The sequence below is a fragment of the Nocardia brasiliensis ATCC 700358 genome (assembly GCF_000250675.2).
GTDB classification, from domain to species: Bacteria; Actinomycetota; Actinomycetes; order Mycobacteriales; family Mycobacteriaceae; genus Nocardia; species Nocardia brasiliensis_B.
This window is the reverse complement of the sequence record NC_018681.1, coordinates 8,051,038-8,073,398: the sequence shown is the minus strand read 5'-3', so window position 1 is coordinate 8,073,398 and position 22,361 is coordinate 8,051,038. Positions and strand designations below refer to the sequence as shown.

At 68.5% G+C, this 22,361-nt stretch carries 26 protein-coding genes; 6 read left to right on the top strand and 20 right to left on the bottom strand.

Going from position 1 to position 22,361, the window contains the following annotated elements; all coding sequences use genetic code 11:
- Positions 1–32 precede the first annotated feature (32 nt).
- The 8 genes from O3I_RS35955 to sigE form a co-directional block, all read right to left on the bottom strand.
- Positions 33–1,109 (bottom strand): XdhC family protein, encoded by a 1,077-nt coding sequence (locus O3I_RS35955; RefSeq protein WP_041563088.1) that lies wholly within the window; start codon positions 1,107–1,109, stop codon positions 33–35.
- 226 nt (positions 1,110–1,335) lie between these two features.
- Positions 1,336–1,551 carry a hypothetical protein gene (locus O3I_RS35950; protein WP_014987958.1) on the bottom strand — a complete coding sequence of 72 codons (216 nt, stop codon included), beginning with the start codon at positions 1,549–1,551 and terminating at the stop codon, positions 1,336–1,338.
- A gap of 22 nt (positions 1,552–1,573) precedes the next feature.
- Entirely contained in the window at positions 1,574–2,137 is a 564-nt protein-coding gene (locus O3I_RS35945; RefSeq protein WP_014987957.1) for a hypothetical protein, read from the bottom strand.
- A 150-nt stretch (positions 2,138–2,287) separates the two neighbouring features.
- Positions 2,288–3,145 carry a hypothetical protein gene (locus O3I_RS35940; RefSeq protein WP_014987956.1) on the bottom strand — a complete coding sequence of 286 codons (858 nt, stop codon included), beginning with the start codon at positions 3,143–3,145 and terminating at the stop codon, positions 2,288–2,290.
- Between the two features lie 100 nt (positions 3,146–3,245).
- Positions 3,246–3,662 (bottom strand): Sec-independent protein translocase protein TatB, encoded by a 417-nt coding sequence (gene tatB, locus O3I_RS35935; RefSeq protein ID WP_014987955.1) that lies wholly within the window; start codon positions 3,660–3,662, stop codon positions 3,246–3,248.
- Between the two features lie 294 nt (positions 3,663–3,956).
- Positions 3,957–5,507, bottom strand: a complete 1,551-nt coding sequence (locus tag O3I_RS35925; RefSeq protein WP_014987954.1) for a S1C family serine protease — start codon at positions 5,505–5,507, stop codon at positions 3,957–3,959.
- 10 nt (positions 5,508–5,517) lie between these two features.
- A complete protein-coding gene (locus tag O3I_RS35920; protein WP_014987953.1) occupies positions 5,518–5,910 on the bottom strand; it encodes a zf-HC2 domain-containing protein in 393 nt (130 codons plus the stop codon).
- Positions 5,911–5,972: 62 nt separating this feature from the next.
- Positions 5,973–6,629: an RNA polymerase sigma factor SigE gene (gene sigE, locus O3I_RS35915; RefSeq protein ID WP_014987952.1), complete on the bottom strand. Its 657-nt coding sequence runs from the start codon at positions 6,627–6,629 to the stop codon at positions 5,973–5,975.
- A gap of 297 nt (positions 6,630–6,926) precedes the next feature.
- Here sigE and O3I_RS35910 point away from each other — a divergent pair, with 297 nt between their 5' ends.
- The 3 genes from O3I_RS35910 to O3I_RS35900 all read left to right on the top strand — a co-directional run bounded on the left by O3I_RS35910 (position 6,927) and on the right by O3I_RS35900 (position 8,504).
- Positions 6,927–7,559 carry an O-methyltransferase gene (locus O3I_RS35910; protein ID WP_370466187.1) on the top strand — a complete coding sequence of 211 codons (633 nt, stop codon included), beginning with the start codon at positions 6,927–6,929 and terminating at the stop codon, positions 7,557–7,559.
- Between the two features lie 130 nt (positions 7,560–7,689).
- Entirely contained in the window at positions 7,690–7,923 is a 234-nt protein-coding gene (locus O3I_RS35905) for a hypothetical protein (RefSeq protein WP_014987950.1), read from the top strand.
- A 362-nt stretch (positions 7,924–8,285) separates the two neighbouring features.
- The gene (locus O3I_RS35900) at positions 8,286–8,504 is read left to right on the top strand and encodes a hypothetical protein (RefSeq protein WP_014987949.1); all 219 of its coding nucleotides are present in this window, start codon (positions 8,286–8,288) and stop codon (positions 8,502–8,504) included.
- Positions 8,505–8,546: 42 nt separating this feature from the next.
- On the opposite strand, the gene O3I_RS35895 is transcribed toward O3I_RS35900, so the two are convergent.
- From O3I_RS35895 to glgC, 3 genes are read right to left on the bottom strand one after another with little or no spacing between them, the layout of a single operon-like run.
- Positions 8,547–9,725, bottom strand: coding sequence for a DUF6545 domain-containing protein (locus O3I_RS35895; RefSeq protein ID WP_041563084.1), 1,179 nt, complete (start codon positions 9,723–9,725; stop codon positions 8,547–8,549).
- Positions 9,726–9,744: 19 nt separating this feature from the next.
- Entirely contained in the window at positions 9,745–10,245 is a 501-nt protein-coding gene (locus O3I_RS35890; RefSeq protein WP_014987947.1) for a hypothetical protein, read from the bottom strand.
- Between the two features lie 36 nt (positions 10,246–10,281).
- Complete coding sequence (gene glgC, locus O3I_RS35885; protein ID WP_014987946.1) at positions 10,282–11,496, bottom strand: glucose-1-phosphate adenylyltransferase; 1,215 nt, start codon at positions 11,494–11,496, stop codon at positions 10,282–10,284.
- Between the two features lie 138 nt (positions 11,497–11,634).
- On the opposite strand from glgC, the gene glgA reads away from it, so the two are divergent.
- On the top strand, positions 11,635–12,792 hold the full coding sequence (gene glgA / locus O3I_RS35880) for a glycogen synthase (RefSeq protein WP_041564781.1): 1,158 nt from the start codon (positions 11,635–11,637) through the stop codon (positions 12,790–12,792).
- 251 nt (positions 12,793–13,043) lie between these two features.
- Here the strand turns inward: glgA and O3I_RS35875 are convergent, their stop codons facing one another.
- From O3I_RS35875 to O3I_RS35840, 9 genes are all read right to left on the bottom strand, one after another.
- Positions 13,044–13,895, bottom strand: a complete 852-nt coding sequence (locus tag O3I_RS35875; protein ID WP_051066821.1) for a putative RNA methyltransferase — start codon at positions 13,893–13,895, stop codon at positions 13,044–13,046.
- Entirely contained in the window at positions 13,882–14,049 is a 168-nt protein-coding gene (locus O3I_RS44290) for a DUF3117 domain-containing protein (protein ID WP_011211259.1), read from the bottom strand. The genes O3I_RS35875 and O3I_RS44290 overlap by 14 nt, the downstream gene beginning before the upstream one ends.
- A gap of 141 nt (positions 14,050–14,190) precedes the next feature.
- On the bottom strand, positions 14,191–14,802 hold the full coding sequence (locus O3I_RS35870; protein ID WP_014987943.1) for a DNA-3-methyladenine glycosylase I: 612 nt from the start codon (positions 14,800–14,802) through the stop codon (positions 14,191–14,193).
- Positions 14,799–15,125 carry a DivIVA domain-containing protein gene (locus O3I_RS35865; RefSeq protein WP_014987942.1) on the bottom strand — a complete coding sequence of 109 codons (327 nt, stop codon included), beginning with the start codon at positions 15,123–15,125 and terminating at the stop codon, positions 14,799–14,801. The genes O3I_RS35870 and O3I_RS35865 overlap by 4 nt, the downstream gene beginning before the upstream one ends.
- An 87-nt stretch (positions 15,126–15,212) precedes the next feature.
- Positions 15,213–16,349: an Mrp/NBP35 family ATP-binding protein gene (locus tag O3I_RS35860; RefSeq protein ID WP_014987941.1), complete on the bottom strand. Its 1,137-nt coding sequence runs from the start codon at positions 16,347–16,349 to the stop codon at positions 15,213–15,215.
- A gap of 19 nt (positions 16,350–16,368) precedes the next feature.
- Positions 16,369–17,220 (bottom strand): lytic transglycosylase domain-containing protein, encoded by an 852-nt coding sequence (locus O3I_RS35855; protein ID WP_041563083.1) that lies wholly within the window; start codon positions 17,218–17,220, stop codon positions 16,369–16,371.
- A 113-nt stretch (positions 17,221–17,333) separates the two neighbouring features.
- The gene (locus O3I_RS35850) at positions 17,334–18,578 is read right to left on the bottom strand and encodes a lytic transglycosylase domain-containing protein (RefSeq protein WP_014987939.1); all 1,245 of its coding nucleotides are present in this window, start codon (positions 18,576–18,578) and stop codon (positions 17,334–17,336) included.
- Between the two features lie 413 nt (positions 18,579–18,991).
- Positions 18,992–19,555 carry a DUF1003 domain-containing protein gene (locus O3I_RS35845; RefSeq protein WP_014987938.1) on the bottom strand — a complete coding sequence of 188 codons (564 nt, stop codon included), beginning with the start codon at positions 19,553–19,555 and terminating at the stop codon, positions 18,992–18,994.
- Positions 19,548–20,834: a magnesium transporter MgtE N-terminal domain-containing protein gene (locus tag O3I_RS35840; RefSeq protein WP_041563081.1), complete on the bottom strand. Its 1,287-nt coding sequence runs from the start codon at positions 20,832–20,834 to the stop codon at positions 19,548–19,550. Before O3I_RS35840 ends, O3I_RS35845 begins: the two co-directional genes overlap by 8 nt.
- A gap of 63 nt (positions 20,835–20,897) precedes the next feature.
- Between O3I_RS35840 and O3I_RS35835 the strand changes: the two genes are divergently transcribed.
- Entirely contained in the window at positions 20,898–21,854 is a 957-nt protein-coding gene (locus O3I_RS35835) for an HpcH/HpaI aldolase/citrate lyase family protein (protein WP_424769593.1), read from the top strand.
- Between the two features lie 12 nt (positions 21,855–21,866).
- Positions 21,867–22,358, top strand: coding sequence for a general stress protein (locus O3I_RS35830; protein ID WP_014987935.1), 492 nt, complete (start codon positions 21,867–21,869; stop codon positions 22,356–22,358).
- The last annotated feature ends 3 nt before the right edge of the window (positions 22,359–22,361 follow it).

The window sequence follows — 22,361 nt, the reverse complement described above, 5'->3', positions numbered from 1 at the left end:
TTCGGGATTCATCCGGGCGGTGGATGTCCCGGTCAGCGGTGGATGGGTCCGTCGAGGCGGTCGAGGGGGCGGGCTGAGGCGGCGCTGCGTTCGGCGAGGATTTGGGCGGCGATGGAGATCGCGGTCTCGTCCGGGGTGCGGGCGTTGAGGTCCAGGCCGAGTGGGCTTTTCAGGCGGGCCAGGCGGCTCTCGGTGACTCCCGCCGCGCGTAGTCGCTCGGTGCGTTCGGCGTGCGTGCGCCGGGAACCGAGGGCGCCGACGAAACCGAGCTCGTCGAGGTCCAGCGCGGCCGCGATGGTCGGCACATCGAACTTGGTGTCGTGGGTGAGCACGCAGACCACGGTGCGGCCGTCGACCCGCCCGGCTTCGTGCTCGGCGCGCAGATAGCGGTGCGGCCAGTCGACGACGACCTCGTGCGCGGCCGGGAATCGTGCCGTGGTGGCGAAGGTTTCGCGCGCGTCCACAACGGTGACCCGATAGCCGAGTTGCCGTCCGGTGCGGCTGAGCGCCCGGACGAAATCGTTGGCGCCGGCCAGGATCATGCGGGCGGGCGCGGCGAAGACCTGGACGAACACCCGCGGTCGCGGCGAGCTGTGCGCCTCGCACTCGTCCGCGCCGACCAACCCGCTGCGGCCCGCGTCGAGCAGCGCGCGGGCGTCCCGGTCGACCCCGTGCCACGGTTCGGTGCTGTCCGAGTACACCAGTTGCCACGCACCGGCCGCATCCATCCGGGTGGCCACCGCGACCGGCGTGCCGGACTCGAGGTCCTGTCGCAGCCGGGTGAGTATCGGGATCAGGTCGCGACCGACCGGCTCGACGAACACCTCCATCTCGCCACCACAGGTCAAGCCGACCGCGAGGCCGTCACCGTCGGCATAGCCGAACCGGTCGGTCACCGGTCGACCGGTGTCGAGCACTTGCCGGGCGGACTCGACGACGGCCGCCTCGACACAGCCACCCGAGACGGACCCGAGGACCGCGCCGGCATCGGTGACGATCATCGCGGCGCCCAGTTCACGCGGGCCCGGGCCGGTGGTATCGACCACCCGGGCCAGTGCCACCGGGCCCTGCGCCAGCGAAGCGATGAGTTGCTCGAGCATTGCGCGCATCGGCACGTACCTCCCTCGAGCTGAACGACGGCAGTGTTGCCGCCGTACTACTCAGGGTAGCTATCCGGAAGCTATGTGACCGCGTACGCGGTTCACCCTGCGGTTCGCGCCGCGCTGTGGCATAGACGCTGTGCTAGGGCATAGACGCTGCGCTGTGGCATAGCCAAGGACCTGAGGACTGTGGCATAGCCAAGGACTGCGGCGTAGGCGGGATCAAGGGGCGTGGTCAGGAGGATTCTTGCAAGGCTTCCGGGACCGGCAACTCGACGAGCCGTTCCTCGTCCTCCGGCGCGCTCGGCGAGTTCTCCTCGGCGAGTCGCGCCTGCAGGGCGGCGACGGTCAGCTGGCCGTACGGTGCGGTGGGTCTGCGCAGGACGGTCACGACAAGGACGAGCAGGCCGAACACCAGTACGGTGCCGCCGACGATGATGAGCGGGTTCATCACTGCCTCCTCGAGTGACGCGTCAGTCGGTCGTTTCGCGGAGCACCAGACCGGTCGGGACCGTGCCGGTGCGGAAATAGTTCGCGAAGATCGCGGCGGTTTCCTCGGCGGTCCACACTTCGTCCGGGTAGATCCACGGTGTGGGCACACTGTCGGGCACCTGGACGCAGATGCCGGGCTCGCCGTCTCGGCGGCCCGTCCGGCCGACGGTGAACCGCCGGGCGACGGCGTCGACGGTGTGGCAGAGCTCGACGACCACCGCATCGGCGGAGCCGGTGCACAACAGGTAGTTCGCGCCCGGCGCGGCGCTGATCGCCGGGCTGATCTCGGTGGAGCGCAGAGCGTCGGGCAGACGGGTCAGCTGTACCGAGTAGCGGTGGTGACCGTCGAGCCGGCGGAGCGGGCGCAGGTAGCTCTCGATCGTTTCGCCCGCGCCGACGAACAGTTTCAGCCGATCGCTGTAGGTGACCCGATGGGTGGTGATGGTCGGTTCGACGGCGGCCGGACTCGTCGGTGCCTGCGGATCGCGCCGCACCGTGCGAACCGTCGGCGCGGAACTGGCTGCAAACGAACCTGGAACACTCATCGGAACTTCACCTATCAACGCATAGTTATCTTCTAGCTATTCAACCATCGCATCGAGAATTACCGAATGGAAGAGCGGCGTGACCTGTGCCACATCTGCGGGCGCGAAGGTATCAAGCCACGGCCCCGCCGGGTGTCGGACGGGTCGCGGTCAGCGGCGCAGACCCGGTGCGGGCAAACGGGTTTCGGGATCGTGGCGGTAGACCGGAGTGAGCAGTTCGGCCTCCAGCGGCTCACCGGTCGCGCGGTCGAACCGGCACGCGACGAGCACCGAGAACAGATGGGTCGCGGCGCGTTCGTGCAGCGTGGCCAATCGGGTGGCGAGCAAACGGATGGCACCGAGGGAACCCGGCGGGTGCATACCGTCGATCATCAGCACCGTGCCGCGCCCGTCCGGCCGCGGCAATCGGGCCAGATACGCGATGTCGTGCGGGTCGGGCCCGCCGGGCCGATAGACCCGCCGGGCCGCGCGGTCCTCGATCCCGCGCCGCGCGTCGCCCGCGCGGGCCACGGCCCGGCGCAACCGCGGGTCCGCCGCGATGAGCTGGCGCAAGCTGGGGGACAGTTCCGGGCCGCCGAGCACGATCAGGCCATCGCGACTCAGGTCGACCGGCCTGCCCGGCAGGAAGTGTTCGATCGAAGCGGTGAAACCGAGTTCGCGCAGCAGTTCGACCAGCCGGTGCGGCGCCGCCGGATCGGGCGCGCCGATCACCCGGCCCGCCCGCACCTCCGGCACCAGCACGGTCAGCGTCCCGTGCCCGAAGAACAAACCTTCCGGCGCGGGCCCCTGGGTGCTGACCTGATGGATTCGCGCGCGGGAAAGCCCGGCTGCCGCACCGATTCTCGCGAACGTCCAGCCCTCGGCGTGGAGTTCCCGGATCACGGCACGGCGAATCCTGGTGAGTTCGTTGATCGTCTGCTGGGCCGCCGCCACCCCATCGGTGGCCGCCTTCAAACGCTCGACCTTGTCTTCGATCGCGAAAACTCGCGCCACGTCATCGGCCGACATGTGCGAAGTCTAGACAGCTGGACACGCCAAGGTGTTTAGCTTTCTTGACACTGAGCCCTACTCGTGACTCGTATGAGCCAGTTCGATGATCTTGTCGGAGTCAGGTGGCGTCGGTATCGATCGGCGGACGCTCGTTGCGCTCCAACGGTTTTTCCAGCTTGGGCATCGGATAGTCCGGCATCGCGCCGCCGGTGCCGTAGATGTCCTTCTTGTCGGGCAGCGCGCTCTCCAGATTCTTCAGGATCGAATCGTCGCCGTTGAGAAGGTGTTTGGTGACCATCGAGCGCGGAGTCATACCGCGCAGTTCGTTCAGGTCGGCCAGTGGCTTGCGCAGGTCCTCGAATTCCGGACCGAGTTCGTCCTTCAGCTGCGCGGTGGCGCCGCTGGCGTAGTCGCGCACCTGGCGCAGGCTGCGCGTGGTCCAGCGAACCGCGCCGGGCAGTCGCTCCGGTCCGAGGATCACGAGGGCGGCGACGAGCAAGATCATCATCTCGCTCCAGCCGATGTTGCTGAACACGTTTCCAGGCTACCCGGCCACCCCACCAGCGGCTCAGTCGGATTCGCGGCTGGGGAACCCGTGGATCCGCCCCCGCGACCTCGAACGAACTGCGGGCAGCCGCCGCGACGACGACTGCCCGCACGATGCCCGGAACGACTACGTGTCGATCGACACCGCCGACCGTGGTGGCGGCCCCCAGAGTGGTGAGATCTATCTCACAGAGCCGTGGCTGAACTGGGGAGACTTCTGAGGCGGACGCCGTGCGGTACTGGAAGATTCGCAGTTCCGTCGCGAGGCCGGCTACCGGTGGTGTCAGTCCGACTGCAGGGTGACCGGCACGTCGACCCGCCTGCCGTCGCGGATCAGCTGCACGGTCACGGTGTCGCCGATCTTGTTCAGCTGCACGGCGAGAACCAGCTCGTCGCGCGAGGTCACCTCGCGATCGCCGACCTTGACGATGACATCGCCCTCGACGATGCCGGCCTTCGCCGCCGGGCTGCCGGGCGTGACATCGGCGACCCGAGCGCCGGACATCACCTCGTTGGCCACGTTCTTGGTCTGCGCGCTGACGCCGAGCTGCGCGTGATGCATGACGCCGTCGCGGATCAGGGTCTGCGCCACGTTGGTCACCTGATCGATCGGGATGGCGAAGCCGAGACCGACCGAGCCGCCGGATTCACTGCGGATCGCGGTATTGATGCCGACCAGCCGGCCCTCCATGTCGACCAGTGCGCCACCGGAGTTGCCGGGGTTGATCGAGGCGTCGGTCTGCACCGCGTCGATCACCGCTTTGGTATCGCTGCCCTCGCCCTCGAGGGCGACCGGGCGGTGCAGCGCGCTGACGATGCCGGAGGTGACCGTCTTGCTCAGCCCGAGCGGCGAACCGATGGCCAGCACCTCGTCGCCGACCTGGATGTTGTCGGACTTGCCGAGCTTGGCCACGGTGAGGTTCTTGACGTCGACCTTGAGCACCGCGAGATCGGTCTTCGGATCCCGGCCCACGATCTGCGCGGGCACCTTCGTGCCGTCGGAGAAGGTGACCTGGATGGTGGCCCGGTTGGTCTTGTCCTGGGCGGCCATCGACACCACGTGGTTGTTGGTGGTGATGAAACCCTGGCCGTCGATCACCACACCGGAACCGGTCGCGCCGTTGTCGCCGACGGTGACCCGGATGGACACCACCGACGGCAGCACCGCGTTGGCCACCTTGGCGATCTGGCTGTGCGGCTGCTCGGTGTCGGCGCTCTGCTCCAGCGTGACCTTGCGCGAGGTGAGCGTCGAAGCCTGCTCGGCGGTCAGCCTGCCGACGAGGCCGCCGAGCACCCCGACCGCGAGCGCGAGGACGGCGAGCAAAGCCAGGGCCTTGGGTGCGACCCGGGAGCCGAAAAGCACCTCGCGGGCGCTCAACTGCCGCGCCTCCGGCAACGGCTCGGCGGTGGGGGTCGGCACCGCAGGGGCACCCAGTCGTGCGGCAGCGGCGGGATCACGCCACGGATCGACCGGGCCCGCGACGGTCGCGGTGCCCTCGTCCGCGTCGGGGTCGCGCTGCAACAGTTCGGTGGAACCTTCCGGGCGGCCGAAAGCCTCGGCCAGCACCGTGTCCGGCGGACGGTTCTGCAGATCCGCGCCCGCGACCGGAGCGGCGCCCCGGGGCAGCGGTTCGGCGAACGACCCCGACTGCCCGGACGGCCTGCGGAAGGCGCGGGCGGTATGCGTGTCGACATGCGGGCGATACACCGGGCGCGGACCGAGCACGGGCGCGTCCGGCGGCCGCAGGTTCCCCCTGGGCGCCGAATCCGATTGCCTGCCCTGGACGCGATCCGGGGTCTCGGGCGATCCGGTATTCGTCGATTCCGTCGTCACGGACCAAACTCTACTTGCGCCACCAGGTTGTCCACTTGGTCGCGGTGAACGAATCGGGCAGGAATCCGAAAACTGCCTCGTTGCGCGGAGTCGCGTGGGAACCGTTGGTGGATTGATTCGTCGCGCCGCCGGGCAATTCGGCCAGCGGAATACGGTTCAGGCTGTCGTGCAAGCCGGTCGGCAACTGGATCGGGCCGGACTGGCGCAGCGCGATCCGGGCCTGCTGCTGCGCGTCGACCTCGGCCGCGCATTCCGGGCACTGGGAAAGATGTTGGGCGGCACGCAGATAGGCATTCATCCGCAACTCGCCGTCCACATAGGCCGCGATCGCCTCGCTGGCCAGATGCTCGGTGGGACGGAATCGAGGCGGACGACGACCGGGCGTACTGGAGTCGCCACTCATTCGGTGTTCACCCTTCCAACCGACATCATCCGATCCGTAGGGTGATGCCGGCGTTGTCCGGCTCACCCGATATTCGCTTCAGCGGCGAACCGCTGCTCACTTCCATTATGCGCAAGGTGGTCACGCAATGCCTGCCGCCCACGATGAATCCGGCTGCGCACGGTGCCGAGTTTCACCCCGAGCGTAGCGCCGATCTCCTCGTAGGACAGCCCCTCGATGTCACACAGCACCACCGCGGCGCGGAATTCCGGGGCCAGCGAATCCAGGGCGGATTGCAGGTCCGGATCGAGTCGGGCGTCGTGGTAGGCCTGTTCCGGGTCGGGGCCCTCGGAGGGCACCCGATCGTAGTCCTCGGGCAGTGCTTCCATCCGGATGCGGTTGCGGCGCCGGACCATGTCCAGGAACAGGTTCGTGGTGATGCGGTGCAGCCAGCCCTCGAAGGTGCCCGGCTGGTAATTGGACAGCGAACGGAACACCCGGATGAACGTTTCCTGGGTGAGATCCTCGGCGTCCTGCGCGTCGCCGGAAAGACGGTAGGCCAGGCGGTAGACCCGGTCGGCGTGTTCGCGGACCAGATCGTCCCAGGACGGCATCGCCGACCGGTCGCCGGTGGCATCGAAAGCAGCGGTACCGGTCAGGTCGGCGGCCTCGGCGGCGTCGGACTCGATCGGCAGAATCTGCTCGGGCAGGGTGGCGTACTCACGCGCCGCATCGACCATGTGGATGGGGCTACCTCCTACTAGGGACCGTAAACTCGGAACCACGCTCCGATCCGAAATCTCTTTCGGACCTGGAACCGTTACGTACGGATACAACCGACAACCTGTCTGTCGTTGTTCCCGCGTCCCGCGTCGATCCGGTCAGTGGTCTTGCGTTGCCCCTACTCTTTCCTGTCCTGATATGGCCTGTGTATGGAGATGCTGAGCGCTGCCTGAGAAAAATCGGCCCGCAGATTGCTCGGCGGGGCGTGTTGTTCGGAACGCCGATAACCGGCGGCCAGCACTAACCTCATAGGCGTGGCATCGAATTTGGAGCGAAATCTCGCCTACGTGGAGGAATCCGTCGTGGAAGACGAGATCCTCGTCAGCGCGCGTGAACGGGCCACCGAGCTCGGTGCGGTACCGGTGCCGCCCTCGGTCGGCGCGCTGCTCAGCATGTACGCCCAGCTGCTCGGGGCCAAGGCGGTGGTCGAGGTCGGCACCGGCGCGGGCATCAGCGGCCTGTGGCTGCTCGACGGCATGCGCGAGGACGGCACGCTGACCACCATCGACTCCGAGCCGGAGCATCAGCGTGCCGCCAAGGAAGCCTTCCGCGCCGCGGAGATCCCGCCCGCGCGCACCCGGTTGATCAACGGCCGCGCGCTCGACGTGCTGCCCCGGCTCGCCGACGGCGCCTACGATCTGGTCTTCATCGACGCCGCGCCGCTCGAGCATCCGCAGTACGTCGGCCAGGCGGTGCGGCTGCTGCGCGAAGGCGGCGCCATCCTGCTGCACAACGCGTTGCTCGGTGGCCGGGTACCCGATGCGGCACAGCGTGATCCGGCCACCCAGGCGGTGCGCGCCGCGACCCGGGCGATCGCCGAGGATCCGGAACTCACCAGCGTGCTGATCCCGGTCGGTGACGGATTGCTCTGCGCCTCACGGGGTTAGCCTGCTTGCCTTGCTTGCCAGGTATCGCGCACTTCGTGACAGTTGCTGTGTGACTGCGTGATTCGCACTTCCTGATTCCACCGCCCGGCGCTGGGTATACCCCGATCAGCCTGGCGGCGGAGGTAAAGCAATGCGTGGGTACGAATATTTCGAAATCGGCCATGTCGGCCATGTGGTGACCGAACACCGCTCCAGTTGGCTGCGGCCGACCCTATTGATTCTCGGCTTCGTCATAGTGGCCGCGATCCTCGTGATGGTGGTCGTCAGTAATACCGATTTCGATACCGGCCCGACGAAAGTGACGCCACCGCCCGGGCCTTGTGAACCGTTCTGTACGGCGCCTGCCGCGCCGCCCGTCCGGTAGGTCTGCGCTCCGGTCCTCGCGCGCCTCGGCGCCGATGCTGAATTCGGTTGTCGCACTGGGTATTGCCCGACCTGCTGTGGTGTGGATCACCAGTCCTGAAGTTCGCTCACCGATGTACGATGTCCGGTTCGCCTTCGGGTGTTCGTGTTCGAGCAGGGAGGCCGGACACGGACGCGCCCCGTCGGCGTTCGGCACCCGTCGGTGACCGACCCGGGAGGGGTGGGCCGGTCACCGACCGCGTCGCCGTCGCGGGTGCGCGAAACGGCAGCGCCGCGGCGATCCGAGGCGCATGCTGCTCACAGCACGAACCGGTACCGCGCCGGTACCGCCTGTTCCGGGCCTGCGGAAGAGGTGCGACCCGAGTGATCTACTACTTCTTGAACAACAACAACGATGACAATGATCGCCGCCCGATCCACTGGGGCGGCGCGACGATCGCCTTCGCCCTGGTCATGCTCGGCGCGATCCTGGTGGTCTATCTGGTCAGCACCGCCGACTTCGGTGACCCGTCCAAGAGCACCGTCCCCCGCACCCCCGGCCCCTGCGCCCCCTTCTGCACCGCCACCCCCGTCCCGCAGTGAGCACCGAGTCATCGGCCCCGTCGACCGGAACGCGGATTTCTGTCACGTCGCCCTGATCGCCGTGGCGTCGCCGACCAACGCGCGGGCCCGCGGCCACTGGGCGGCGACGGCGGCCAGTTCGGCGGATTCTTCTTCCAGGTTGTTGCCCGCGTTGTGCTGCAGCGAGTGGGTGCCGGTCGGCGCGTCGCCGCGGGTCTTCGCTGCGCAAGCACGCACCATGCGGACCGCCAGATCGAGGGCCGCGTGTTCCGGATCGCTGCGCGTCGCCGCGGCGATCTCGGCGCGCAATGACGCCGGAGTGGGGGAGGCGTAGCGGGAGAGCAGGAGCAGGCTGTCCCGGATCTCGATCACGGTGCGATGCAGGAAGTAGCGGCTGCGCTGCGGGCCGTTCGGGGTCGAGGCGCGATGCACGATCTCGGGGCAGGCGGCGGTGAGGTCGAACCACAAGGGCAGCAAGCGCTTTCGGCGGCGCGACCAAAGATCCAAGCCGGCCGCGTCGACCAGCCAGGCCAGCACGGGGACGGCGGCGATGCCGAAGAACGGCACCATCTGCACGAAGACGGCGTTGTGGTCGATGACCAGATGCAGGTCCGTCAGCCAGTTCTTGCGGCCGAGGCCGCGTTGGACCGCGGTGACCAGATTCAGGCTGGTGACGGCGAAAACCGAGCAGGCCGTGCCGAGCACCATGGCGTGGATGGCGCGCTCCCTGCGGTCGTGCTGTCGTTTGCGCATCTCGATCGCGCACACGCCGCCCAGGTAGCAGACCATCCAGTAGGTCATCGGCGCGAGTGCGAGCCAGAAGCCGAGCTGACCCCAGCCCGGGCGCAGGTACATCGCATCCGGGTCCGGTCCGTGCGCCAGTCCGTCGCACAGCAACGCGACCAGGCTGGAAACCGCGGCCAGCCCGTAGACCACCGCGGCCGGCTGCGTGTGCCCGAACATCGCGGCCGCCAGCAGCAGGCTGGCCGCGACGGTGAACATGAAGCCGATCGCGCCGAACTGGTAGATCAGCCCGTTGCTCAGCAAGCCACCGGTCAGATCCGAGAGCAGTTGCCGCAGGGTCGGCTCGTGCGTGGTGGTGATCTCCGCGAGCATCGCGAGGAGGATGTTGTAGCGCCGGTCGACCAATGTGTCGCGAAATCGAGCGAGCCGTAGTGCCAGCAGGAGCCACGCGAAGACGGCGATCGGCAGGGTCACCGCCGTCGGAAAGAGAAAGTCCACGATCCCCCCGATGCGCTGTTCAGCGGCGGAAGATCGCTCGGCCGAGGACGGAACTGGAACGGGGCGTGTCGGTTTCGGACATCAGCAGCGAGGCGAACAGTTCGGCCTGGCTTTCCAGGACGTCGTCGTAGTCGGTGCGGGCCAGCACGCGCAGCACGGTGTCGGCATCCAGTTCGGTGAACAGTTGCTCGACCATGCGGCGCTGCGCGGGCTGCGATACGTAGCCGGTGTGGTCGAGCAGCAGATGCGCGATCTCGTGCAGCACGATGTGGTCGGTGTGATAGCCCGAACTCGTCGCGTCGTAGGCGACCACCACGTTGTCCGGGCGTTCGATGACCACGCCGCACGGAAACCCGCTCGCCGTCAGCCCGGGCTGGGGCGACAGCGTGATCGGTTTGCCGAGCAACTCCTCGATGTGCCGGATGAAGGTCGGCAGATGCCACGGCCGCGGCACGTCGAGCGAGGCCGCCAGCGTTCGGACACGGTCGAGGGCGGGATCTCGGTCAGGTCGCCGCATCATCGGTACATCTTCGGGTCGGACCGGGCCGCCTGTCCACTACACCCAGACGCCCTTGCCCACGGTGACCACGCCGCCGTTGCTGACAGCAAATCGCTCGCGATCACGCTCCAGATCGACGCCGATGATCTCGCCTTCGCCGACGACCACGTTCTTGTCCAAGATGGCCCGCCGGACCACCGCGCCCCGCCCGATCCGCACGCCCGGCATCAGCACGCTGCCCTCGACGGTCGCTCCGTCGTCGACCACGACATTGGAACTGAGCACCGAATTGCGCACGGTGGCGGCCGACAGGATGCTGCCCGCGCCGACGATGCATTCCTGGGCCAGCCCGCCCTGCGCGAATTTGGCGGGCGGCAGGTTCTCCGCGGCGCCGCGAATCGGCCAGTGCCGGTTGTAGAGGTTGAACACGGGGTGGACCGACACCAGGTCCATGTGCGCGTCGTAGAACGCGTCGATGGTGCCGACGTCGCGCCAGTAGCCGCGGTCGCGCTCGGTGGCGCCGGGCACCTCGTTGTCGGCGAAGTCGTAGACGCCGGCCTGGCCCGAGGCGACCAGCGACGGAATGATGTCGCCGCCCATATCGTGATCGGAGTCGGAGTTGTCGGCGTCGGCTTTGATCGAATCCACCAGCACCTTGGTGGTGAAGACATAATTGCCCATTGACGCAAAAGTGACATTGGGGTCGTCGGGCGTGCCCGGCGGATGCGCGGGCTTCTCCAGGAACTGGGTGATCCGGCCGGACTCGTCGGAGTCGATGCACCCGAACGCGCTCGCCTCGCTGCGCGGCACCCGGATGCCGGCGACCGTGACGCCCGCGCCGGAGTCGATGTGGTGGGCGACCATCTGTTCCGGATCCATCCGATACACGTGGTCGGCGCCGAAAACCACGATGTAGTCGGGGTCCTCGTCGAAGATCAGGTTGAGCGACTGCATGATCGCGTCCGCGCTACCGGTGTACCAGCGGGGGCCGAGGCGCTGCTGGGCGGGCACCGGGGTGATGTATTCACCGCCGAACCCGGACAACCGCCAGGTCTGCGAGATATGGCGATCCAGCGAATGCGACTTGTACTGGGTCAGCACGCATAATCGCAGAAAACCGGCATTGACCAGGTTGCTGAGCACGAAGTCGATCAGTCGATACGCGCCACCGAAGGGCACCGCAGGTTTCGCGCGGTCCGCGGTGAGTGGAAAGAGTCGCTTGCCCTCGCCACCGGCGAGCACGATCCCGAGTACGTGCGGCTGGCTCCTCACACCTGCCAAACTACCGGGTAACCGGCGGGCGAGTGGCCCCTGCGGAGTTGAACGTCTACTTTGAAGCGGGTGAGTTTCGGCACGGACACCGGGCGGTCGACCGTGGAACCCAGCGCACCGGACCGGCTTCGGGTCGCGATGCTGACTCGTGAGTACCCGCCGGAGGTGTACGGCGGCGCCGGGGTGCATGTGACGCAGTTGACTGCGCAGTTGCGTCGGCTATGCGACGTGACCGTGCACTGCATGGGTGTCGCGCGCACCGATGCCGTGGTGCACCAACCGGATCCGCAGCTCTACGCCGCCAACGCCGCGTTGCAGATGATGTCCGCGCAGTTGCGAATGGCCGACGCCGCGGGCCAGGTCGACGTCGTGCACTCGCACACCTGGTACAGCGGCTTGGCCGGGCACCTGGCAGCGACCCTCTACGGCATCCCGCACGTGCTGACCGCGCATTCGCTCGAACCGCGCCGGCCATGGAAGGCCGAGCAACTCGGCGGCGGCTACCGGCTCTCCTCCTGGTCGGAACGCAATGCGGTGGAGCACGCGGACGCGATCATCGCGGTGAGCGAGGGGATGCGCCACGACGTGCTGGACGCCTACCCGTCCGTCGACCCCGATCGGGTGCACGTGGTGCACAACGGGATCGACGCGAGCGTCTGGTATCCCGGACCGGTGGCGGCGGGCGCGCGGCCGGTGCTGGCCGTGCTCGGGGTGCGACCCGACCGGCCGATCGTGGCGTTCGTCGGGCGGATCACCCGGCAGAAGGGCGTCGGGCATCTGCTCGCCGCGGCCCGCGATTTCGATCCGGATATCCAGCTGGTGTTGTGCGCCGGTGCGCCGGACACCAAGGAACTGGAGGCCGAGACGGCCGCGGCGGTCGAGGAATTGCAGCGGCGGCGCGGCAACGTTTTCTGGGTGCGCGAGATGCTGCCCACCGAACAGATCCGCCAGATTCTCGCGGCGGCCACGGTGTTCGTCTGCCCCTCGGTGTACGAGCCGCTCGGCATCGTCAACCTGGAGGCGATGGCGTGCGCGACCGCGGTCGTCGCCTCCGACGTCGGCGGCATCCCCGAGGTGGTCGCCGACGGCACGACCGGGCGTCTGGTGCACTACGACCCGGCCGCGACCGAGGCCTACGAACAGGCCCTCGCCGCCGCGATCAACGAGGTCGCCGGCGACCCCGTGCTGGCCGCCGAATTCGGCGCGGCGGGCCGGGCCCGCGCGATCGCCGAATTCGACTGGTCCCACATCGCCACCCGCACCGTCGAGGTCTACGACCGGGTCCGCAAACTCTGACCGGCCCGCCGTACCTGCGGAGCCGCGCCGGACTTGCGGAGATGGGCCGGACTTGCGGAGCCGGGCCGGACTTGCGGAGCCGGGCCGGACTTGCGGAGCCGGGCCGGACTTGCGGAGCCGGGCCGGACTTGCGGAGCCGGGCCGGACTTGCGGAGCCGGGCCGGACTTGCGGAGCCGGGCCGGACATACGGAGTCGGGCCGGACTTGCGGAGCCGGGCCGGACATACGGAGTCGGGCCGAGCAGGTGGTGACTATGCCCGGCGGTAGGTGGAGACCAGGACCGAGGCGGTGACTTCGGTGGGGTCGGGGAGGCCGGAGGTGGGGGAGTGTGCCGCGGCGGCGTGGTGTGCGGACGGGCCCATGCCCACGACGTTGGCTATGTCGGTGTGGCCGAGTTTCATCGGGTACTCGACCAGCTTGCGGTCGGTGGCGGTGAAATAACCGGACATCGCGGCATCGAGTTTGCGGTCCTTGTCCGGATCGACGGTCACCATGGCGAGCGGGCCGATCAATTCGCCGAGATGACGCTCGGTGGGAGTGACGACGACGAAGACGCCGTCTCGTGCCAGCACCCGCGCGACCTCCGCCGGGTTGCGCGGCGCGAAGACCGACAGCACCGCGCCCAGGGTGCCGTCGCGGACGGGCAACCCACGCCAGGCGTCGGCCAGCACCGCGGCGGCCCGCGGGTGGGCGCGCGCACAGCGCCGGGCGGCGGGTTTGGCCACGTCCAGCGCGATGCCCCGGGCCGCGGGCATGGCGTCGAGCGCCCCGGCCAGGTAGTAGCCGGTGCCCGCGCCTACCTCTAGCACCGTGGCGGGCGCATCCTCGTCCGGCCCGATCGCCGCTGCGGTCGCGGCAGCAATCGGCGCGAAATGTCCCCCACCTTGAAAGGCGGCACGCGCGTCCAGCATGGTCGCGGTGTCGCCGGTCATTTTGGTCGAGGCGCCCGTCAGCAGGCTGACATAGCCCTGCTTGGCAATGTCGAAACTGTGCCCGTGTCCGCAACGCAACGCCCGGCCGTGCGGCTCGAGACCGAGCGCGCATTCCGGGCAGGCCAGCAGAACGGCCACCTCATCGAGTGCCTGCTGGTTAGCTGGTGACACTCTTCAGTTCGTCGCCGAGTGCCGCGGCCTCGTCCGGCGTGAGTTCGACGACCAGACGCCCGCCACCCTCGAGTGGAACCCGCATGACGATTCCACGCCCTTCCTTGGTTGCCTCGAGGGGACCGTCCCCGGTACGGGGCTTCATGGCCGCCATCCTCTGCTCCCTCCAGATCTGCGCGATATGCTGCGCACTTTCTTGGAACTCCAGTTGTCACCAACCAGCGAGCTCGCCGGCATTTGGCGAGCTACACCCGTCCCATTCTTCCCTATCGCGGATGTGGACGGATACCTGAGTTCAAAAAGTGACCGGTCGGCCTGTGCCGGGCACCTCGCTACCGACCCAGCAATCGGCCAGGTGATCGTCTACCATCCCGGTCGCCTGCATCAGTGCGTAGGCGGTGGTCGGGCCGACGAAACGGAACCCTCTCCGCTTCAATTCTTTTGCCAGAGCTACGGATTCGGGTGTGGTGGCGGGCACATCGGCGCCCGTCGCGGGGCGCGGCCGGGGCGGCGGCGCGAACGACCACAGCAGCTTGTCCAGTCCGTTATCGAGTTCCCTGGCAACCCGGGCGTTGCTGATCGCCGCGTCGATCTTCAACCGGTTACGGACGATGCCCGGATCGGCGAGCAGCCGGGCCACGTCCGCGTCGCCGAACTCGGCGACGCGCTCGATCGAGAAATCGGCGAACGCCGCCCGGAACGCGGGCCGCTTGCGCAGGATGGTGATCCAGGACAGCCCCGATTGGAACGCTTCGAGGCACAGCCGCTCGAACAGCGCGTCGTCGCCGTGCAGCGGCTTGCCCCACTCGTAGTCGTGGTAGTCGCGATAGAGCTGGGTTTCCAGCGGCCAGGCGCAACGGACACGGCCGTCGTCCTCGGCCAGGGTCAGATCGGCCGGGCGGGTCATTTCGGCTCGGGCGCGACCGGTGTCTGCCACCGTCCGGTGTTGGCCTGCGCCTCGGCCAGCTGGTGCTGCAATTCATCGATCCGGGCGGCCAACCGGGCCAGCGCCCAGTCCACCTCGCCCGTCTTGTAGCCGCGCACCACCTGCTGGAAGCGCAGGGACCGGACGTCGGCGCCGCTGATGCCCGCGGCGGGCAGCACGGTCGCGGTGGTCCCCTCCGGCAGCGGGCCCAGCTCCTCGGACCGGCCGAACACCGCACTGGCGAGCAGGAACAGCACCGCGGCCACCAGACCGACGATCAACACGTACAGCAGTAACGTGAGCATGCCGCAAGCTTATTGGCACCCGCCGACACCGGGCACGCGTCCTCGCGCGGGAATCGGACTTCGCGCTGGTGCCGCGAAGCCGAGTGCCTACAAATGCCGGGTGGTGTCGATACCCAGGGACATACCCGCGAGACCGCGGCGACGGACCGCGAGTTTGTCGGCGACCGCGAGCAGCGCCTTGGCGGCGGGGGTCTCCGGATCGCGCAGCACGATCGGATTGCCTTCGTCGCCCGCCTCCCGCACGGCCTGCTCGATCGGGATCTGACCGAGCAGCGGCACCTCGGCGCCGACCGCGCGGGTCAGTCGCTCGGCGACCACCTGTCCGCCGCCGGCGCCGTAGAGCTCCATCCGGCTGCCGTCGGGCAGATCGAGCCAGGACATGTTCTCCACCACGCCGGCGATCCGCTGCCTGGTCTGCAACGCGATCGCGCCCGCGCGCTCGGCCACCTCGGCGGCCGCGATCTGCGGGGTGGTGACGACCAGGATCTCCGCGCCGGGGATCAGCTGGGCGATCGAGATGGCGATATCGCCGGTGCCGGGCGGCAGGTCGAGCAGCAGCACGTCCAGATCGCCCCAGAACACGTCGGCGAGGAACTGCTGCAGCGCCCGGTGCAGCATCGGGCCGCGCCACACCACGGGCGTGTTGCCCTTGGTGAATTGCGCGATCGAGATCATCTTCACGCCGTGCGCCTGCGGCGGCATGATCATCTTCTCGACCTGGGTCGGCCGGGCGTCGGTGCCGAGCATGCGCGGGATCGAGTGCCCGTAGATATCGGCGTCGAGCACGCCGACCGAGAGGCCGCGGGCGGCCATGGCGGCGGCGAGATTGACTGTGACGCTGGACTTCCCGACTCCGCCCTTCCCGGACGCGACGGCGTACACCCTGGTCAGCGAGCCGGGCTGGGCGAAGGGAATGACCGGGTCGGCCGAGTCGCCGCGCAGCTGCTTGCGCAGGTTGGTGCGCTGCTCGTCGTTCATCACGTCCAGCTCGACGGTGACCGCGCCGACCCCGGCGACATCGGCGACCGCCTTGGTGACCCGCTGCGTGATCTCGGTGCGCAGCGGGCAGCCCGCCGTGGTCAGGTAGATCTCGACGTGGACATTGCTGTCGCTGCCGATCGCGATGCTCTTCACCATGCCCAGTTCGGTGATCGGCTTGCGGATCTCCGGATCGTCGACCTTCGCGAGGGCGCCCCGCACATCCGATTCCGTAACTACTGGCATGGCAGGAATTTTAGGCGTGTCAAATTTTGGGCAGGTCCCCGGGCCGGGGTGCGACGCCGTTGGCGTAGGAGGTCTCCCACGCCATGACGTTCGCGACGTAGGCCATCGAGTTGTTGTAGCGCAGGATCGCCTTGGACTGCTGGGACAGGTCGCGCATGTTCAAACCGCCGTCGCACAGGTACTTTCCGGCGGTCAGTGCCGCGTCGAAGAGGTTCTGCGGATCGGCGATGCCGTCGCCGTTGCCGTCGGCCGCGTAGTGCTTCCACGTCTGCGGCAGGAACTGCATCGGCCCGATCGCGCGGTCGTACCCGGCCAGGCCGTCCAGCTCACCGTCGTCGGAGTCGCGAATCACGTTGTTGCCGTAGAGCGATCCGTCGAGCACGGGTCCGTAGACCGGGGCGAGCGAATTACCGTCGCCGTCGGCCTTGCCGCCGTAGTCGTGGGTGGACTCGACCCGTCCGATGCCGGCCAGCATGGTCCACGGCATATTGCACGTGGGGTTCTCGGCGCCGAGCACCCGCTCGGCGTTCTGGTAGGCGGCGACCGCGATACCCGGCACGCCCATCGGCCCGGCGGGCAGGTCCGCTTTCTGCCTACCTTCCGGCAGCGCAACGGTTTTCACGATCGGTGGCGGTGCCACCCGCTGCTGCGCCATAGCGTGCATGACGAATTCGATCGGCTCCTCGCCGGGCTTGGCGCCCAGCGCGTTCTCATCCCCCGGGAGCTGCTGAACCGCCGCGGCGGCATGAGTCCCGTCTCCCACCTCGGACGCGGCGCCGACGGCCGTGAGGCCAGCGGGAACCAAACCGGTTAGAGCAAGAACCGAACTGCGCCGGATGGTGACAGTCGGTGGTTTTCGGTGACGCCCCACTGTGCGGTGACCCTCCAATGGCTCGTGTGAGCCCTTCGTGATCTGACGAAGAGAAGGCTACCGCATTCGAGACCTGTTTGTTACTCCTTCGTGACCTGTCACGATGTGTATTTTCAGCCCTGGGGGGCAGGCAGTGGAATCACGACACCGAACGGCAGGGTGATGCCGGGCGGTTGGGTCGGCGCGGCCGCGGGGGCCGGTGCGGGCGGCGGGTCGCCGGCGACCGTGGGTGCGGACTCGACCGCGACCGTGGGCGCTGATTCCGGCGCCGGCTGGGCCTGCTCGGGCGCCTGCACCTGCTCCTGTGGCGCCTGGGTCTGCTGCTGCGCCTCGGGACCGGCGGGCGGCGTCGTGCAGACCGGTGCGACCGGCGCGACGGCCTGTTCCGGATGCGCCGGGTCCACGGCCTGCTCCGGGTGCGCCGGATTGGGCGCCGCCACGCCCGCGCCGAAGGTCTGCTCGGGCGCGCCGGGCACCGCGACGGTCGGGGCCGGGTCGCCCGGGCGCGGCATCGGCGCCGGAACGGTCACCGGGTCACAGGGATTGAGCGGCTTCGGCGGCGGCGGGCAGAAGATGCCACAGGGGATCGGCGGCAGGCCGGGGATGTTGATCATCACCTCGGTCGGCGTCGGCGCGGCCGGGGTGGTGGCGGTGGTCTCCGGCGCCGAGCGCGGCGACGTATAGGTCACCTTCGTCGTATCGACGGCCTGCATGTCCGCCACCTGGATCGGGGCGCTGCCCGGCGGGATGATGTCGGGCGCGATGGTCACCTGGGTCGGCGAGCCACCGGTGCGGTACGCCGCCGCCCAGCTGAGCACGTTCGCCGCGTAGGCGGTCGAGTTGTTGTAGCGCAGCACCGAGCGCAGTTCCTGTGCCTGGTCGCGGAGATCGAGCCCGCCGGAGCAGAGGTACTTCGCGGCGCCGAGCGCGGCGTCGAAGACGTTGTTGGGATCGGAGACGCCGTCACCGTTGCCGTCGGCCGCGTACTGGGCCCAGGTGCCGGGAAGGAACTGCATGGGTCCGACCGCGCGCACGTAACCGCCGCTGGCGGCCTTGATGATCTCGTTGCCGGGCAGGGTGCCGTCCAGCGCGGGCCCGTAGATCGGGGTGACCGTGGTGCCCGCGGCGTCGGTGCGACCGCCGCCCGCGTGACCAGATTCGATCCGGCCGATGCCCGCCAGCAGGCTCCAGGAAACCCCGCAACCAGGGGTGGAGGATTCCATCGCTAGTTCGGCGTTGCGGTACGCGGCGAGCACGATCTCCGGGATGCCGAGCGCCCCGCCGACCAGGGGGAGCGAGATCTCCTGCAGCGGGATCGTCCCGGCGAACGGCGCGCTGCCGTTGGAGCCCGGTGTCATAGCTCGAAGTTTGCGGGGGACGTCCTGGGTGACCGGAAGCAGGCCGACTGTCCGAGACAGACCGGTCTGGCTCGTGCTGTCCGAGCTACCGGAATTTGCTGGGTTTGTGGACGCGGCCAACAAAGCCTCCGGGGCTTTGGGCGTGGTGCTCGAGGAGGAGAGGTTGGAGGCCGAGCCGCTGGCCACAAGACCAGCTACGACCAGGGCCGAGACGGTTATCGGGGTAGAAATTCGCATTCGGCCACACCAATCCTCTACGTCGTGGAAGCGGCTGCGGTGGGGTGCCCGCGAGGGTCGGATGCCCGTCCTCGCCCAGTCCCTGGCCTGCCGCCGCTCAGGACAACGCTGTCCAGGTTACCCACCAGTCAGGTAGTTGTTCGCATTTCCAGCAGGTAGTTGTTACGTAATCCCGGTCAATCATCAGCTACAGGCGGCGAAACCGGGATCGGAGCCTGCTTTCGGGCGGAGTTTTTCTTGCGTCTAGGCTTCTCGGCGCCTGCGCCTTCGATCCGGTCGAGTATCTCCCTCAGCTCCTCCAATTCCCTGCGCAGATAGTCGCGAGTCGCGACTTCGCCGACCGCGATCCGCAGTGAGGCGAGTTCGCGGGCGAGAAATTCGGTGTCCGCCTTGGTCTGCGCGGCCCGCATCCGGTCTTCCTCCAGCGAGACCCGATCTCGATTGTCCTGCCGGTTCTGCGCCAGCAGGATCAACGGCGCGGCGTAGGCCGCCTGGGTCGAGAACGCCAGATTCAACAGGATGAAGGGATACGGATCCCAGCGCAACGCGACGACCGAAACATTTAACGCGATCCAAACAATCACGACGATCGTCTGAATGGCCAGGTAGCGGCCGGTGCCGAGGAAGCGGGCGACGCGTTCGCTGCTGCGCGCGAGCGCCTCGGCATCCCAGTCGATCCGGAACCGGCCCTCGACCGGTGTCTCCAGCCGTTGCCGGGCGCCGCCGGGTTTGTCACTCATGTCCCGGTATCCCCTCGTGCAGCTCTTCCTGGTCGCGCCAGTCGTCGGGTAGCAGATGGTCCAGCACGTCGTCCACGCTGACGGCGCCGAGTAGGTGGTTCTCGTCGTCCACCACCGGCCCGCAGACCAGGTTGTAGGTCGCGAAGTAGCGGGTCACCGCGCTCAACGGGACGTCGGGACGCAGCGGAGCCAGGTCGGCGTCGAGGATGCCGCCGATCAGATGGGCCGGTGGTTCCCGCAGCAGCTGCTGGATATGCACCGAACCCAGGTACCGCCCGGTCGGGGTGGCGGTCGGCGGGCGGACCACGAACACCATCGAGGCCAGTGCGGGCGTCAGGTCCGGGTTGCGCACCCGGGCCAGCGCCTCGGCGACCGTGGTGGACGGGGTCAGGATCACCGGCTTGGGCGTCATCAGACCGCCCGCGCTGTACGGGGAATGCTCGAGCAGCCGGCGGACCGGTTCGGACTCCTCCGGGTCCATCAGCGCCAGCAGCGATTCGGCCTCGCCGACGGGGAGCTCGCCGAGCAGGTCGGCCGCGTCGTCGGGGTCCATCGCCTCCAGCACGTCGGCCGCCCGGCGCACCTCCAGCCGGCCGAGTAACGCGACCTGCTCGTCGTCGGGGAGCTCCTGCACGACATCGGCGAGACGTTCGTCGTCCAGCGCGACGGCCACCTCCAGCCGGCGCTTCTCCGGCAGTTCGCGCAGCAGGTGCGCGACGTCGGCGGGCCGCATGCCCTCGAACTGCTCCAGCAGCTGCGTGACGTCCTGGCCCGGCCTGCCGATCTCGTACGGCGTCAGCCCGGCGACATGGATCCAGTCCACCACGTGCACGGTCCGGCGGCGGCCGAGCCTGCGATGCCCGCGCACCGCGACCCGGTTCACCCGCCAGTCCCTGGTGCGGGTCAGTTCGATGCCGAGATCGACCACGAAGACGTCCACCCCGTGCAGGTCGGGCAGGTCGGGATCTTCCACGCGCACCGACGAATCCACGATCTGTGCGAGGGCGAGCAACTCGCCCGGCCGTTGCGTGAACCGGCGCAGGCTCACGGTGCCGGTATTGAGCGTGACCACCCCCGGCTCGATCGCGGTGACCCGCAGCATGGGCACGAAAATGCGGCGCCGGGTGGGTAATTCGACGACGAGGCCGTGCACCCGGGGCTGCTGACGGTCGTAGCGGATGGCCACGACGACGTCGCGGACCCGGCCGATAGACTCGCCGTCCGGCCCCAACACCACCAGGCCGGCCAGCCTGGCGACGTACACCCTGGTAGCTGCCATGCTTGCCAGGCTAGAGGTTCGGGGCCGGGTGACGTACCCGCGCCACGATCGATGGGAGTGATCTTGAAGCCGCGCCGCTCGGTGCTCGCCTGTCCCGGCAGCAACAAGAAGATGATCGACAAGGCCAAGGGGCTGCCCGTCGACGAGGTGTTCCTCGATCTGGAGGACGCCGTCGCGCCCGCCGCCAAAGCCGAGGCGCGCGCGAATATCGTGGCGGCGCTCAACGATTCCGACTGGGGCGCGCAGCTGCGCGTGGTCCGGGTGAACGACTGGACGACCTCGTGGACCTACGCGGACGTGATCACGGTGGTCGAGGGGGCGGGCGCGCACCTGGACGCCATCCTGCTGCCCAAGGTGACCGACGCCGGTCAGGTCCGCGCCCTCGATCTGCTGCTCACCCAGTTGGAAAAGGTGTGCGGCCTCGAAGAGGGCCGGATCGGCATCGAGCCGCAGCTGGAGAACGCGCTCGGCCTGCGCAATATCGACGAGATCGCCACCGCGAGCCCGCGGGTGCAGGCGCTGGTGTTCGGTCCCGCCGACTTCATGGCCAGCCTCAACATGCGCACCCTGGTGGTCGGTGAGCAGCCGGAGGGTTACGACACCGGCGACGCCTACCACCACATCCTGATGACCATCCTGCTCACCGCCCGCGCGCACGGGCTGCAGGCGATCGACGGTCCCTACCTGCAGATCCGCGATCTGGACGGATTCCGGCGGGCCGCCGGACGGACCGCGGCGCTCGGGTTCGACGGCAAGTGGGTGCTGCATCCCGGGCAGATCGCCGCCGCCAACGAGATCTTCAGCCCGCGCCAATCCGATTACGACCGGGCCGAACTGATCCTGGACGCGTACGCCTATCACACCTCGGCCGAGGGCGGCGCCCGCGGCGCGGTCATGCTCGGCGACGAGATGATCGACGAGGCGAGCGCGAAGATGGCCCGGGTGATCGCCGACAAGGGCCGGGCCGCGGCAATGACACGGACCACGCGTTTCAGTCCACCCGGAAACCGGGCGGAATAGCAGAATAGAGACATGACGAATCCCTTGGGGAACTCGAATCGCGGACGGCAGGGCCTGCCGACGCCGCCGTCCGGCTGGCCGGTCGGCTCCTATCCCACCTATGCCGAGGCACAGAAGGCGGTCGATTTCCTCGCCGACGGTCAGTTCCCGGTGCAGGACGTGACCATCGTCGGCGTCGATCTGATGCAGGTCGAGCGGGTGCTCTACCGGCTGACCTGGGGCAAGGTCATCGGCGGCGGTGTCGTGAGCGGGGCCTGGCTCGGCCTGTTCCTCGGTCTGCTGTTGAGCCTGTTCACCACCAACGGCGCGTTCGGCCCGCTGCTGGTCGGTCTGGTCGGCGGCATCATCTTCGGTGTCATCTCCACCTCGATCCCGTACGCGGCGACCAAGGGACAGCGCGACTTCGCCTCCACCATGCAGTTGGTGGCCGGGCGCTATGACGTGCTGTGCGACCCGAAGTCGGCCGAGCAGGCGCGGGACATGCTGGCGCGGCTGGCCATCTGACGC

Coding starts and splice junctions, on each gene's coding strand:
- O3I_RS35955 (WP_041563088.1), bottom strand. CDS start 1,109: ATGCGCGCAATGCTCGAGCAACTCATCGCTTCGCTGGCGCAGGGCCCG.
- O3I_RS35950 (WP_014987958.1), bottom strand. CDS start 1,551: ATGAACCCGCTCATCATCGTCGGCGGCACCGTACTGGTGTTCGGCCTG.
- O3I_RS35945 (WP_014987957.1), bottom strand. CDS start 2,137: ATGAGTGTTCCAGGTTCGTTTGCAGCCAGTTCCGCGCCGACGGTTCGC.
- O3I_RS35940 (WP_014987956.1), bottom strand. CDS start 3,145: ATGTCGGCCGATGACGTGGCGCGAGTTTTCGCGATCGAAGACAAGGTC.
- O3I_RS35920 (WP_014987953.1), bottom strand. CDS start 5,910: ATGAGTGGCGACTCCAGTACGCCCGGTCGTCGTCCGCCTCGATTCCGT.
- sigE (WP_014987952.1), bottom strand. CDS start 6,629: ATGGTCGATGCGGCGCGTGAGTACGCCACCCTGCCCGAGCAGATTCTG.
- O3I_RS35905 (WP_014987950.1), top strand. CDS start 7,690: ATGCGTGGGTACGAATATTTCGAAATCGGCCATGTCGGCCATGTGGTG.
- O3I_RS35890 (WP_014987947.1), bottom strand. CDS start 10,245: ATGATGCGGCGACCTGACCGAGATCCCGCCCTCGACCGTGTCCGAACG.
- glgA (WP_041564781.1), top strand. CDS start 11,635: ATGCTGACTCGTGAGTACCCGCCGGAGGTGTACGGCGGCGCCGGGGTG.
- O3I_RS44290 (WP_011211259.1), bottom strand. CDS start 14,049: ATGGCGGCCATGAAGCCCCGTACCGGGGACGGTCCCCTCGAGGCAACC.
- O3I_RS35870 (WP_014987943.1), bottom strand. CDS start 14,802: ATGACCCGCCCGGCCGATCTGACCCTGGCCGAGGACGACGGCCGTGTC.
- O3I_RS35865 (WP_014987942.1), bottom strand. CDS start 15,125: ATGCTCACGTTACTGCTGTACGTGTTGATCGTCGGTCTGGTGGCCGCG.
- O3I_RS35860 (WP_014987941.1), bottom strand. CDS start 16,349: ATGCCAGTAGTTACGGAATCGGATGTGCGGGGCGCCCTCGCGAAGGTC.
- O3I_RS35850 (WP_014987939.1), bottom strand. CDS start 18,578: ATGACACCGGGCTCCAACGGCAGCGCGCCGTTCGCCGGGACGATCCCG.
- O3I_RS35845 (WP_014987938.1), bottom strand. CDS start 19,555: ATGAGTGACAAACCCGGCGGCGCCCGGCAACGGCTGGAGACACCGGTC.
- O3I_RS35840 (WP_041563081.1), bottom strand. CDS start 20,834: ATGGCAGCTACCAGGGTGTACGTCGCCAGGCTGGCCGGCCTGGTGGTG.
- O3I_RS35830 (WP_014987935.1), top strand. CDS start 21,867: ATGACGAATCCCTTGGGGAACTCGAATCGCGGACGGCAGGGCCTGCCG.